9 protein-coding genes are annotated in these 14,039 nt (G+C 46.9%); 4 read left to right on the top strand and 5 right to left on the bottom strand.

The features are described 5' to 3' along the window. Positions 1-611: 611 nt before the first annotated feature. Positions 612-2,978, bottom strand: a complete 2,367-nt coding sequence (locus IEX62_RS22640; protein ID WP_229686033.1) for a rhamnogalacturonan lyase — start codon at positions 2,976-2,978, stop codon at positions 612-614. Between the two features lie 643 nt (positions 2,979-3,621). Here IEX62_RS22640 and IEX62_RS22635 point away from each other — a divergent pair. The 4 genes from IEX62_RS22635 to IEX62_RS22620 all read left to right on the top strand — a co-directional run bounded on the left by IEX62_RS22635 (position 3,622) and on the right by IEX62_RS22620 (position 7,977). Beyond that, entirely contained in the window at positions 3,622-4,965 is a 1,344-nt protein-coding gene (locus tag IEX62_RS22635) for a nucleobase:cation symporter-2 family protein (protein ID WP_188778571.1), read from the top strand. 265 nt (positions 4,966-5,230) lie between these two features. Then, positions 5,231-5,746 (top strand): hypothetical protein, encoded by a 516-nt coding sequence (locus IEX62_RS22630; protein WP_188778569.1) that lies wholly within the window; start codon positions 5,231-5,233, stop codon positions 5,744-5,746. 42 nt (positions 5,747-5,788) lie between these two features. Beyond that, the gene (locus IEX62_RS22625; protein ID WP_188778567.1) at positions 5,789-6,574 is read left to right on the top strand and encodes a Cof-type HAD-IIB family hydrolase; all 786 of its coding nucleotides are present in this window, start codon (positions 5,789-5,791) and stop codon (positions 6,572-6,574) included. Positions 6,575-6,807: 233 nt separating this feature from the next. Further along, a complete protein-coding gene (locus tag IEX62_RS22620) occupies positions 6,808-7,977 on the top strand; it encodes a hypothetical protein (RefSeq protein WP_188778565.1) in 1,170 nt (389 codons plus the stop codon). Positions 7,978-8,213: 236 nt separating this feature from the next. Here IEX62_RS22620 and IEX62_RS22615 read toward each other — a convergent pair whose 3' ends face one another. The 4 genes from IEX62_RS22615 to IEX62_RS22605 form a co-directional block, all read right to left on the bottom strand. Further along, on the bottom strand, positions 8,214-9,776 hold the full coding sequence (locus IEX62_RS22615; RefSeq protein WP_188778562.1) for a cellulase family glycosylhydrolase: 1,563 nt from the start codon (positions 9,774-9,776) through the stop codon (positions 8,214-8,216). A 756-nt stretch (positions 9,777-10,532) separates the two neighbouring features. Further along, positions 10,533-10,655, bottom strand: a complete 123-nt coding sequence (locus IEX62_RS23980) for a hypothetical protein (RefSeq protein WP_268239829.1) — start codon at positions 10,653-10,655, stop codon at positions 10,533-10,535. Between the two features lie 39 nt (positions 10,656-10,694). Beyond that, complete coding sequence (locus IEX62_RS22610; protein WP_188778600.1) at positions 10,695-12,803, bottom strand: glycoside hydrolase family 6 protein; 2,109 nt, start codon at positions 12,801-12,803, stop codon at positions 10,695-10,697. 597 nt (positions 12,804-13,400) lie between these two features. Beyond that, positions 13,401-13,784: a hypothetical protein gene (locus IEX62_RS22605; protein WP_188778560.1), complete on the bottom strand. Its 384-nt coding sequence runs from the start codon at positions 13,782-13,784 to the stop codon at positions 13,401-13,403. Positions 13,785-14,039: the final 255 nt, after the last annotated feature.

Here is a 14,039-nt window from a genome sequence, read left to right as displayed (position 1 = left end):
GACAATTTGGTGCTTAGTGCTTGGTGCAGCAATCACTCCAAAAAGGAATAAGGGGAAAGGAACTCGGGTGGAGGTACGAGAATCTACGGATTAGCAGTTAATGTAGATTCTCGCACCTCCAAAATCGTTCCTTTCCCCTTATTTCCTTTTTTCCGTTATGTGCGTCTGCGTTACGTGTATGTGCATCTGCGTCGTGTGTATGTGCATCTACATCCTAATTCTGATGCTTTATTTCAAATCATATCTTCAAAATATGAAAAGCAGAAAGTCTTCTTCTTAATAGAAGGAAACTTTCCGCTTTTTCGTATATCTTTACATTTGTTGTATGTTATTGCGTGTTCTGAACCTGATAAAACCTGATACTGCATCGCAAACCAATTTACATCAATCCGCTCTGAAACTTTATAGCAAGCAACGTTTAGATCCGTTCTTTCTCTTCACTTTCTTCTATTAATAAGAGGTTGATACGCATTCATTCATGCCGTGCTGATCTAAGATTAGGTTTTATATCATTGTTTTATACCTTATACCTTATATCGTTGCCTCATATCTTTATTGCATATCATTGGTTTGGTATGGCATGCAGTATTAACTATAAAATTGCGCAGCACTTATTTTCCTCTTCCCGGCAAGTTTAATTGTGGCACGGGTACCTTTGACCAATCCATATCGGATGCGAAATAGAAGCTTGGATAGCTTGGTTGATTATAGGTTGTATTTTGACGGGCGATGCCTGTGCGGTATTGGGTGTCGTGCATTAAGGTGTACAGCTTATGATTAGTGACTTCGGAGCTGAGATAGATGCGAATGGCGGAGCTATCGGCGGTACGCAGTAGTAATTCTTCTCGCCAGTCGCCGAAAATGTCTGCGACGAGGGAAGGGTTGCCTTTCGTTCCGTTATTGCTCAGTGTACCATTCGCGACGAGTACGACGCCTTTTTGCCAGTCTTTGATAGCTGGTGTGGATTCTAGGGAGCCGTCGATGATCTGAGTGGTGAGCTGAGGGCTCCATTTGATATTCATATTGGTGCCTGGATAGCTTTTACCGATAAGTGTGCCTGTGGCGGTGCGTAGATCGGTTGCCCATGTCTCGATGCCCGGGCGAGTTGGGTCAATATCGCCGATCATGCCGCGTCCGGTGTCGCGTCCGGTATAGGCGCCATAGATGACTTTTCCGGTGGCTGCATCACGTAGCGCATAGCCATACGGTGCGTAGGTTCCACCTTCATGAACCATGTAGATTTCCTGACCTGGACGGATCGGATCGATATCGGCTACATGCAGGGCATCCCCGTGTCCCAGCTTAGCCAGCTGACCTGGAATTGCACTTCCAGCAGGCATGATATCAGTGGAGCTATACAGCAATGACCCATCATGGTCAACCGTGCCAGAGCCGTATACAATCTCATCCTTACCATCTCCATCCACATCGGCAGCGGTCAATGAATGGGCGCCCTGACCCGCCAGCGGCCCCAGATCAGGATCGGTGCCGTCTCGTCCATGTGGGCCATCGTTAAATGGGTTGCTCATAATCGCCCAGCCGGTATCCGCTGTCCAATCCTTACTCAGCTTCTTGCCATCCCAGCTATAGGATACAAGCGCTGCACGTGTATAATATCCGCGTGCAAATACAGCTGACGGTGTCTTGCCATTCACATAAGCAACCGTAGCGAGGAAACGATCGACTCGATTGCCGGGCTCGATCCGACTCATCGCATAGTCACCCCACATCAGCCCATCATCATAGCGCTCTGGCTCGTAGGCTACCGTCTGCTCCTCTTTGCCGCTGCGCCCTTCAAATACGGTCAGGTATTCCGGCCCGCTCACGATAAAGCCTTCAAAGTCGCGCAGATCATTACGTGTGCTTCTTGCCGGTGCATACACGTCGATAAAATAGTCTGCCAGCGCTCTGGCATCATTCAGGGATAACGGGTAGCTGTATTTGGGCGCAATGCCAAATGCTTGCTCCAGCGTGGCTGGCCAATGACCATTTTTCACCTCAGGATGCTCACTCCAGCCCTGAAACATCGTCACCAGATGGTTATAATAATCCTCGCTGCTCATCCGATAATCATCAGTATTGGCATAGCCTGCCTGACGATCGGCTTTGGGCAGGGAGATGTATTGCTCGGACACGACATTGCCGCGTGCGCCATAACGTGTAATTTTCGTACCCGGCGCTGTTTTCATCATCAGTTCGGCTTTACCATTACCGTCAAAGTCGTACACGAGGAATTGTGTGTAATGAGCGCCTGAACGAATATTCACGCCCAGATCGATTCGGTAGAGCAGGGTGCCGTCCAATCGATACGCATCGATATAGGTATTGCCAGTGTAGCCCTTTTGCGAAACGTCCTTGGCATTGGATGGATACCATTTGACGAAGTATTCATATTCGCCGTCTCCGTCCACGTCTCCGACGCTCATATCATTAGCGGAATAGGTGTAGCTTTCTCCAGCAGGTGTTACGCCATCCGCAGGCTTTTGTAGCGGCAGATCATAATAGGTGTCATTCCAAACGGACACCGGAGCGGTTAGCTTGCTCTTGTCTGGCTTGAGCAACTGATTCGCACTGATCCCGTATTGCTGCGCAGCCTCAGCAGCCGACAGCTCCACGCCTGCTTCCGCTCCGTATGTAGCTTCGCCTACGGTCGAGACAGCATCCTCCTCATCTCCATAGACAGCCTCTGTCGCTCCAGCATTCATACGAGGCGATGCTGTAATCGGCAGCAGACGATAACGGTCATCTGGCTTCCCTGTACGATCCAGGTAGTTCGTGCTGTCACGCACTACCGCTACAAATGTACCGTTCCGATATACAGCAAAATCCATTCCCTTTAGCCCTGTATCCGAATAACCTGTCACTTCATTGCCCATCAAACGCCAGCTTAGAAAGTTGCCCTCCTCTGTACGTGCAGCGACCAGTCCACGATCCAGACGCTCCAGCTGTACCCCCTGCTTCCCTCCAGCTATCGCCAGACTGTCACTGTTTACTGATTCCTCCGCTGCCGATACAGGTCCTGTGATCGGCAAAATCAATACAACTCCGAGTGCTGCTGCCAAGATGCGTGTCGTTAAAGAATGCTGCTTATTGCTCACATGATTCACGCTCCGTTTCTTATTTTGATAACGCTTACAAAATAGCTTACAAAATAAAAGAATGGACTAACCCCTCATAGCCTCCCTATCCGGTTAGCTGTGCTACGTGTGCTTCCCCCTTCTCCTTTCTCTCGTTGACCTGCAACTGCGTATCAGAAGAAAGTATCTGATATTTTTTATTATAAAATCCTTCATATGTAAGCGCGTTCAAAAATCAGATTGAACTGTTTAAATAACCGATTGAATCGTGAACATATCTATAGCTCGCTAGCTGTTCAGCTATATGCTGCTAGTATGCTCATCATGATCAAAGCTCAGCCACACAATGGCTATCATGTAATATTACATAACATTAATTTATATTTTTCGCATAATTATCTCACTTCATCTTATATTTATTTACAAATAAAATATCAAACACTCTCAAAAAGGAACGATTACAGCTACTATATTATTAATCATTCGTAATTTGATAGTTTTCCTTACATAAATACACATTCAATCAGCAAAAGGGGCGCTGTTTATGGAAAACAAGGCTAGTGGAGGCAAAATATTTTCACTCGGATTACAGCATGTACTGGCAATGTATGCAGGTGCGATTCTCGTTCCGCTGCTCGTTGGACGAGCGCTTAATCTAACTAGCGAGCAGCTCGCCTATCTGGTCGGTATTGATCTGCTTACCTGTGGTATTGCTACCTTCCTGCAAGCATGGAAAACGAAGTATTTCGGCATCGGTCTTCCGGTCATGCTGGGCAGCTCCTTTGTAGCGATCACACCGATGATTGGCATCGGGAATCAGTATGGGCTGGGTGCCGTCTATGGAGCGATCATTGCTGCTGGTTTGTTTATCGTCGTCTTCGCTGGATCATTCGGCAAAATCATTCGTCTCTTTCCCCCTGTCGTTACAGGGACAGTCGTCACGGTTATCGGTCTATCGCTTGTACCAACAGGGATTAAAAATATGGCAGGCGGTGCGGCAAATAAAGACTTTGGTAGCCTACAGAACTTTTTGCTATCGTTTGGTGTACTCGCATTTATTTTGATCATGAATCGCTTTTTCAAAGGCTTTATGCGCTCACTTTCTGTGCTACTTGGTATTATCGCAGGCACACTGGTCGCAGCATTGCTGGAAAAAGTCAATCTGGCGGCGGTTAGTGAGGCTTCGTGGTTCCATTTGCCACAGCTGTTCGCCTTCGGCATGCCGGAGTTCCGAATTGCTCCGATCATTACGATGATCATCGTCTGTATGGTCATCATCGTAGAATCGACAGGTGTATTTCTGGCGCTGGGACGTATCTGCGATCAGAAGCTCACTCCACAGGATATGACGCGTGGCTACCGGACAGAAGGTCTGGCGATTGTACTTGGCGGTCTGTTCAATGCATTTCCGTATAATACGTTCGCGCAAAATGTCGGACTGGTTGAGCTGTCCCATGTCAAAACACGTAATGTCATTTTTATGGCATCCGGTATTCTGGTCGTGCTGGGCTTTGTGCCGAAAATTGCAGCGCTCGCTACGATCATTCCGCCCGCCGTACTCGGCGGTGCAACGGTTGTACTGTTCGGTATGGTCATTGCCTCCGGTATTCGGATGCTGACCGAGGTTGATTTTAAGGATCAGCGTAATCTGCTTATTGTCGCATGCTCGCTCTCACTGGGGATTGGTGCGACCGTAGTACCTGAGCTATTCGCGGGCTTGCCTTCTGCGCTGCGTATTATCGTGAGCGATGGCACGATTACAGGCAGTCTGACTGCGATCGTACTGAATTTATTTTTCCATATGACTGCGCGCAAGTCGGAGCGTACGACCAGCGAGAATCAGCTTGGTGCAGCAGAGACTACGCTTGTAAAAGAACAGGTATCCTGAAGCATCTGTCACTTGTGAACATATTTGGAGCAGTAACGCCCCTTATACGTTTCTCATAAAATGTCATACAAACAAGGAAACAAGCTACCAGGCATTGTCCGGTAGCTTGTTTGTATGACAGAGCATAGAGCCTTTATTGTCTCTTCACTGCAATACATCGTTATCCTGAATTAACTTCTCCTTCCCGTATTCTAGCCTTCCCCCGTCCAAAGCGGCACCGAATATGGTATAATCACCACTATTGATAGTTAAGAAGGAGATGCTCATGCTTACTTTTGAACAAAAACTGGATGTACTACAATCCTATCCGCAATTACAACGTAAAAATGTTTCCCTCGGACGGGTAAATTTTCATTTTGAGGAAAGCACGGTAGACAAGAAAATTGTCGCTTTTCACATTCATCCGAACGGCAATGGCTTTGTCTACGCAGGATTGCTGGACGAATACGAAACGGACGATAAAGGCTTTGTTAATATACGTGATTATTCCGAAGAACAGCTTCGCACATTGCTGGATGCGACAATGAAGGCGATGTCCAGTCAACCCAAGCCAGTGAATGAAGTCGTAGAAACGAATACGCCATCTGTGATTCCCTTCTCTTCCGGTTCATCGGCAGGAGGTCAATGGATCAATGATGAAGGGCATACCCTCATTCTGAAATACGAGGATGATATGTGGTGTCTGTACGCAGGCAATAATCTGGACATGGCATTTGAATCGCGTCGTGAAGCAGATGATTATTTGCGGGAAGAGGGCTTTAAGCCGAATACGAGAGCATAACCAAATACATTACCAATACAGAGACAAGGATAGGAGCTGCTTATGTCTGATCAAAGTATTATCTTTTTCGATATCGATGGAACATTGCTGGACTTCAACAAACAGATCCCTGCTTCCGCCAAGCAGGCGATTGCGGATTTGCGTGCACGCGGACATGAGGTAGCGATCGCTACCGGACGTGCTCCGTTTATGTTTGAAAAGATTCGCAAGGAGCTGGATATCGATACTTATGTCAGCTACAACGGACAATATGTCGTCCTGCGTGGTGAGGTCATTTATCGTAATCCGCTGAATGCGGATGCGCTGGTAGCCTTAACCGAGACGGCGATCCAGAATGATAATCCGATCGTCTATATGGATGCGGAGGATATGCGTGCGAATGTACCGGAAGAGCATGAATATATTACAACGAGCATTAGCACATTACAGGTGGATAAATTCCCAACCTATGACCCTGCGTATTACCAGGCGCGTGAAATGTACCAGTGCCTGCTATTCTGTCTAGAAGGTGCTGAGCAGCAATACGAAGCGAGCTTTAAAGACTTTGACTTTATTCGCTGGCATCCGATGTCAGTTGACGTGCTGCCTGCTGGCGGCTCAAAAGCACATGGTATCGCTAAAATCACTGAAAAGCTCGGCTTCCCTGCGGAGCGCCAGTATGCCTTTGGCGACGGGCTGAACGATGTAGAGATGCTCAAGCAGATTTATCATAGTGTCGCGATGGGCAATGCAGAGCCAGAAGCGAAGGCAGTCGCACGTTATGTGACCAAGCCTGTCGATGAGGATGGTATCGTGCATGGTCTGCGTATGGTAGGCTTGCTGGATTAAGTGTATATGCTAGCAATATAAAAGTATTAGAAATACAAACAGAGCTTGTATCGTGTTCATTCGCGATACAAGCTCTATTTGTATGAAGATAGCAAGATACCTTTACAATGCACCTATATTTTCCGATATTAGGAATAGTGTGCAATTAGGATAGCATGGGATAGCATGCGTCATGCGGCTCAGATGCACCACTATAGATTAGAGAGAGATATGACAGAAAAGGGGAACATTGCATGTCCACACATTCACAGATTGACCCGTATCACCATGAAGCATCATCAAATACGATCCAGCAGCATTCTTTTACAAACTGGTTTCGCCCACTAGCGATAGTATTCGCTGCTTTCCTTGTATGCATCGCATACACTAGCTTCACCCCATCCGCAAGTGCAGATACGAAGCGCAATACATATCATTCGGTTTCGCTGTACGTCAATGGTGAGCTACAAATCATGCCGCAGCTAGCGCAGCTTATGAACGGCAATACGCTGTACATTCCGGTCAAGCAGCTGGATCGTATTCCCGGCATCACGGTCAATTATGGTAGTCCACTCAGTCTTACTGGAAGCCGCGGTAATGCGACGATCAACAGCTCGAATTCCTTTGTCTATGCAGGCACAACGTATGTTACATACAAAACATTGCTTGCCATCAGCGAGCTAGACGGTCGTTATGCCTCCAGTGCGTACACATTGTTCGTCTGGACAACTGATGAGGGCAAAGCGAAGTCTGCTACCATTTTAGCGAATATTAGCCAGCTGCCAGCCGGAGCAGGTACACTAACCGGACAGAAAATTTACCCGTTTCATGAGTCTGGAGCATACTGGATTACCGATGTTGCCTATGACGCAGGCAGTACGATCTACTATATTACTGCACGCAATTCGGGTGGTAACGAAATCCATCTCAATAGTAATGATGCGGCATTTGATTTTGTACTGGATGCTGCTCTAGCGCAGGTTCAAAATGATCTACGCGGCAAAACAGTCTGGTACGATAATCGTAAGATTCAAGTGGAAAAAATCAATCATCTGGACAAGCTTACCTTTGTCAACTTCCAAATTGAGGACGATAATAAGATCCGTGCGGTTGTACGCAAAACGAACAATAAGCTATATTCATTCGATCTTGATCCTCATTTCAGCGTGCCCGATATGCTAGAAGGTCGTCTTTTTTTCAAAAATCCGCGCTCCGTGTATAAATGGAGCAATAAGGTGTGGGATGCGATTGCTGCCAATGAAGTATTCGCAGGCATGACTCGCGAGCAGGTTATCCTGTCATGGGGCGTACCATCTGATTACAATACGTATCAATCGTCCAGCCTGACCTATGAGCAATGGATCTATTCACATAATTATCTGTATTTCTGGAACGGCAAGCTTAGCTCGATGCAGAGCTTTTAATACCAACACGAAAAGACATATACCCTGTATGCGGTATATGTCTTTTCATTTTAAATCTTTTATGGATAACGCGACTTTGTTGGAGGACAGGATTTCATTTCGTTTAGTACACGATACAATTATTCATCCTGTGACGTACTCACTCCTAAAGCAGCCTCACTTCGTATGAGCGATTACTCTCCTTCGATCATCGAAACTATGCCTGGCTACTCTGTACATGAGCTGTTACCTCACGCTTACTTCGGCTCGGTCCCCCACACCAGCTTCCCTTGATCATACACCGTCATTTTGTTCCAATCGCCAAAGGAAGTGCTGCCATACGAATAATCATTACTTTCATCATAATTACTCCAGTCGGACGGATGAATACGCGCATGGATTTCGCCGCTCTGACCGCCTGCTGGAATCGCACCGGCTGCATTGCTGAATGAGAATTCTACATAGCGATTTGCTGTCGCATTACTTCCGCTTACTGCCGCCGATGTGGTGGTTACATTGGAGCCACCTACATTGGCCCAATCAATATACGTCTGATCGCCGGATTTGCCATCATTGTTAAAATAATAGCGCACCTTCAGATCACTTAGCTTCACGGCTGTACTGCCATTGTTTTTAATATTGAAAATGGGACGTAGCGCATTATCTGACGGATTGTTGTCGGCACTACGATATTGCAGCACCAGTGATCCGTTGGCAGGTGTCGATGGCTCGGAAGGTGTCGTTCCGCCGCCGTTATCTGGATCCGTGCCACCGCCTGTGCCTGGATCTGGCGTTGTTCCTGAGTCAATGCTTGTGCTGCCTGCACGAATCTGTTCGCGTACGAATTTGCCAGACGCCGATAGATTGTTCGCACTCCAGCCACCTGTTGAGCTTGCCCCTGGCAACAGCGCTGCGGACGATTCGGTTTTATCCGACAGCGACCAGTTCACCCAGCTTACACCACGATTGTTCAAGAAATCGATCCATGTTTTCGAATCCGACAGGTACGGGCCACCGTTGCCGGATGCATCACTGGTTCCCCATTCGGTTACGAAAATAGCGGCTTTTTTCCCGAGCGCATAGTCGATCCGGTCACGCAAATATTGTCCGTGCGTACCTGCGTAGAAATGTAGCGCATACAATGTGTTTTTATCTGGCAATTGATTGTCTGCGGCATCCTGGATATCCTGACTCCATGTACCCGTACCCACGATAATCGGGTTATCCGGGTCTTTGGCGCGAATCGTCTGAGTTACCTCAAGCGCGTAGGGACGAATCTGCCCATTCCAGGTCACGCCGCCATTTGGCTCATTAGCGATCTCATAGATGACGTTCGGCAGATTGCCGTACAGACCTGCCATCTCGCTAAAGAAGCTTTTCGCCTGCGCTTTATAGATATTCGGATCGTTATCGGACAGAATATGCCAGTCGATAATAACATACACGCCCAGCTCCTTCGCTGCGGCAACAGCTTCCTTCACCTTATTCGCAACCGATGGATTAGAAATGTAACCGTTCTCAGCTGTGTACATCGCTACCCGAAAAACCGAGATGCCCCAGTCATCACGCAGCCATTTCATCGTATCGCGATTCACATAGTTGCCATACCACTGCACGCCATGCGAGCTCATTCCTCGTAGCTGTACCGGCTTGCCACTTGCATCGACCAGCTTACCATTGGATACAGATAACTGACCATGCTGGGCGACAGGTGTAGTTGCTGCTAATACTGGCGATGACCATGCCGACATGCCCAGCGATAAAGCTAGCACGGCAGCCGATGCACCCGCTGTCCACTTTTTCCATTGCTTCATCCTCATTACGTAACACTCCTTTTCTAGTTGAGTACCTGTTCGTGCATGTTAAAGTGTTCCTGTTCACCTCATTCTGTGTCCAAACAAATTGCATATACAATCCACTTTAATTCCTTGTTTAATGAAGAATTGCCTATGCATCCATCCTATAACTAAATTAATATATTTTTACCAGAAAATGAATATAAAGATTCCGAAATCTGTAAATGATCATCATAGCTAGCAAGTTATCTCCACTAAATCGAGCCATTCGACCCTATTGATCCGTATCCCAGCTAAGCTTATCCACGCTCCGCTTATCTGCGATTGTTACGTCGAAAAAGCTGTAGCATACTCACGATCACAAATATAGCGATAATGACAAAGATCATGCCTAACCCTTGCAGCACAGAATATACAATCTCCATTGTTCAAAGCCCCTTTTCAATCAAGTCCGATAGGTAGCGAATCGATCCTTACTGTAATTGATTCACCAACGCCTGTTATACATTCACCCTATCATAACATAGTTGAATAAAGGAACGCAGGCCTGACTCTATGCTTTATCGTTATCTCTATACCTCATCTACTTCGGCAATCGTGAATGCTCATGTTAGTTCATAGTAGCTAATTCTGGTTCATCAGCAACGAACACTTACAATTAAAAATCGGGTCTCCCTAGTTATTACATTAGAAGGAAGACCCGACTCCAAATCGCTGCCTTGTTAGTACAGCCTCTACTTAGCGCTTAGCGCTACTGCATAGCAATGGGCTAACTACCAGCTAAGCCTGTACCTGTACCTGTACCTGTACCTGTACCTGTACCTGTACCTGTACCTGTACCTGTACCTGTACCTGTACCTGTACCTGTACCTGTACCTGTACCTGTACCTGTACCTGTACCAACAGAGGCTACAGTAGGTAGCTCAGCTTATCCACTTCAATTTACGGAGCAATCCCCCATACAAGCTTACCATCCTGATACAGTGTTACTTTGTTCCAGTCTGTATACGACGTTTTGGTTGGATCAAAGGAATAATCGTTGCTTTCATCCAGTGCCGACCAGTCGGATTTGGCCATGCGCAGCTGAATTTCGCCTGTGCTTGCACCTGGCTGCAATTTACCTGCCGCTGCTGTGAAGCCCAGCTCCACATAGCCGTTACCAAAAGTGCGAGTAATATTATCCTGACCGACTTGAGCCCAGTCAATCCATGAGCTCATCGTTCCTCCACCCTCTACACTGAAGTAGTAACGCAGCTTCAACGTACTCAGATCCACAGCAGATGTACCCTTGTTTTGAATATTCAAATAAGGCTTGATCTGTGAATCTGTAGCATTCGTATCTGCCGCACGGTATTGTACGACTAGATCAGAAGAAGCTGGCGGTGTTGTAGGCGGCACTTCGGTTGCGGTTGGCTTCGCACTTACGACATCCGAGTCATTACTGGTGCCGACAGTGTTCGTTGCACTCACCTTGTAATAATATGTTGTGCCATTCACAACATTGCTATCGGTATACAGCGTTGCCGTTACACTACTGCCCACAGTTGTAAACGGACCTGCTGCATCGGTTGCGCGCTTCACTGTGTAGCTCGTTGCACCTGTTACAGAAGACCAGTTCAGCTTCACCTGTGCATCACCAGCCGTAGCTTGCAGACCAGTTGGTACAGCTGGCGCAGTTGGTGTTACAGGAGGTGGCGTTGTACCGCCTGTTGTCAGTACAGGGAACGAGTTGTTCACGAGCGTTACGAATTGATCGTGGAACCATGCACCGGAGATCGGTGCATTTGGCAGTGCGCCAGTCAGTACACCATCAGGTGTAGTATACGTTGGGTCACACATCCGATCAAAGCCTTTGCCTTCATTGTTCGGGATCAGTGAGCTAGAGCCATCCGATTCACCTGGAGGCTTCACCCATACGTACGCATCCAGATGGGCAGCTGGTGCAGCTGTAGGTGGTGTACCGATACCGGCACCACTCACATTACACCAGTTCCCGCGGTGCGAACGACGATCGACACGTCCCGAATTTACGTATGAATTAATGTCACTACCTGATGCCATCGTTGGACGGTTCGGGCCACCCCAGCCATTACGTCCTGTATCGATCAGCATCCCAATGCTACTTGGGAAGCCTGCATTCACAAAGTCGGAGTACAGTATGCTGGTGAAGTCCGATTCATCAAAATACGGATTCCATTCATAGTACTTCGCCGACTTGATCGGTTGTCCCCCGACATTCAGATCCGGGTTCGGCAGATTCGGCTCATTCAGCGGTGTTGTATTCGCCGTATTGGTGACAAACCCATCCACACTGGACAGACCTGCTGTTGTACCGCCTACGACTGTTTTGTACAGAGCAACACCCGCTGTACGGTTGTTATCCCAGCCCATCCAGCCGGAGTGACCGATATCCAGGTAGTTGTATGTGTTAGGAATAGCGTGCAGCTTGTTCAGCGCATATTGGATACCATCCACGTAGATGCCGCTAGAATTGGCAGCCGCGCAGCGTGCATCATTCAGATTCGTTACCAGGTTAGGCAGGCTATCTGGTTCGATCACGTTGACGATGCGAATATCTTTATATTTAGGATTCGCAAAGACTTGTGCGATCGCATCGATATACTCTGTTTTATAACGCTGCAAAGCCGCCTGGGTAAGCGACAATTCTCCGTTAGACGCAAGAGCATGACAATCTCGTCCTGGCAGATCATAGATAACGAACATAGCGGTGATCGGCGTATTGCCTTTCTTTTGTGCCAGTGCTGTATCCAGATGCTGCTCCAGACTCAGTCTGCCTGCATTCGCCGAGCCACCTGCAATCGCATCGATCCGATCCAGCCAGACGGCAGTTGGATACGATTTGACTGTAGCCATTTTCGCTTTCAACGTTGTATCGGTTACTTTGGCAATCGAGCCATCTACCTCTTTGGCATAATCCGGGTTAATATAGGCTGTAGCTCCAACAAACGGATTGTCCACATGCGATTCCGCGTACACCGGTGAAGCAGTCATGGCAGGCAACAGACTTCCTGCGAGTAACGACACAGCCATCGTATACTTAAATCCTTGCCAAAATCCTTTTTTGGACTTCAATCCATTCACCTTTCTTTCTGTGGATTTGTGTGAAGCAAGCTGTTTGATTTTAGTAAGCGTTTTCGTTTCGCCTGACAGCTTACTGATACCCCTTTTGAATCACCTCCCTTTCACAGTCGATTATACGAGAGCTAAATTTTAGTGTATATTTCAAAATATGGATTTTAATTTCAATTTTTAATATCTTACATTGAGAATAGACGTTTTTGTTATATGGTAATATTTTCTAATTAAAATTGAATTTCTAGCTCTGTTGCTCGGCTTGTATCCCATTCAACTTACAACAATTCACAAACAAACAGGCTCGGACATGCAAAAAGACCAAAAGTCTCCTTTTGGTCTCGTTTTGTATCTGCTTTTTTGTTTTAACTTCGTATCTTCATCATGAACGGAAATTGCTTATTGTAGCTGCCTTCGTTCATGTTTTCAGTCATTCCTGCTCGTCCGTTTCCTCATTTCACTATCGTATACGAGCAATGAGATATCGACAGATGTAACAATATCGCCATAATGCATAACATTATAGATTATAATTTCCACATTTTACTATATATTTTAAATAGAGTCCGCAATTTTCGTAGTTGTCTGACGCTTGGCTGTCTCCCGATACATCCGTACCGCCCCATAAAAGCAGAAGCTCCAGAACAGCACCATGAATAGCTGGAACCACCATGCGTCATATTCTGCCCAAAACGCATTCGCTATACCGCCCAGTGTCACCACACCAGTCGCTGCGGCGAGGGCAAAGCGCTTTTTGATCGCGTCTGGCGCCAGATCCTTTTGCCGCTCATACAATTGATGAAATAGAAGCTGAAGCATCAGCCCGATTCCAAACCAGGCCATATGCGACATGATACCGAAAATCCTTCCCAGCACGATCCAGACGACCAGTACCTCAATCCAGCGCATCATCCGACCTTTACCAAAAAAGTATTTCATGCTATCCCTCCACCGCCGTCAAGCGTTTATCTTCTGTTACCACTATTACGCCATGAGCGCGTGTCGGTTACAGGATATTGGAGAGAAAGCGACTTCGTGATGGAGATGTTCAACATTTGGACTTATTTGGACTTAAATAAAAAATATGAACAGTTCCCTTCATACTTCATACTTCATACTTCATACTTCATACTTCTGGATTGTCAATATTAAATCAGACAACTTTTTTAAGGGCTACTTGACGATACTGAACAG

This window comes from Paenibacillus hunanensis (genome assembly GCF_014645615.1).
Lineage (GTDB): Bacteria > Bacillota > Bacilli > Paenibacillales > Paenibacillaceae > Saccharibacillus > Saccharibacillus hunanensis.
The sequence above is the reverse complement of the archived record's forward strand: the minus strand, read 5'-3'. Positions and strand labels throughout refer to the sequence as shown.

What these genes read in the sequence shown, in the direction of transcription:
- IEX62_RS22605 (WP_188778560.1), bottom strand. Translation starts at nt 13,784, where the DNA reads ATGAAATACTTTTTTGGTAAAGGTCGGATGATGCGCTGGATTGAGGTA.
- IEX62_RS22635 (WP_188778571.1), top strand. Translation starts at nt 3,622, where the DNA reads ATGGAAAACAAGGCTAGTGGAGGCAAAATATTTTCACTCGGATTACAG.
- IEX62_RS22630 (WP_188778569.1), top strand. Translation starts at nt 5,231, where the DNA reads ATGCTTACTTTTGAACAAAAACTGGATGTACTACAATCCTATCCGCAA.
- IEX62_RS22615 (WP_188778562.1), bottom strand. Translation starts at nt 9,776, where the DNA reads ATGAGGATGAAGCAATGGAAAAAGTGGACAGCGGGTGCATCGGCTGCC.
- IEX62_RS22620 (WP_188778565.1), top strand. Translation starts at nt 6,808, where the DNA reads ATGTCCACACATTCACAGATTGACCCGTATCACCATGAAGCATCATCA.
- IEX62_RS22610 (WP_188778600.1), bottom strand. Translation starts at nt 12,803, where the DNA reads ATGGCTGTGTCGTTACTCGCAGGAAGTCTGTTGCCTGCCATGACTGCT.
- IEX62_RS22625 (WP_188778567.1), top strand. Translation starts at nt 5,789, where the DNA reads ATGTCTGATCAAAGTATTATCTTTTTCGATATCGATGGAACATTGCTG.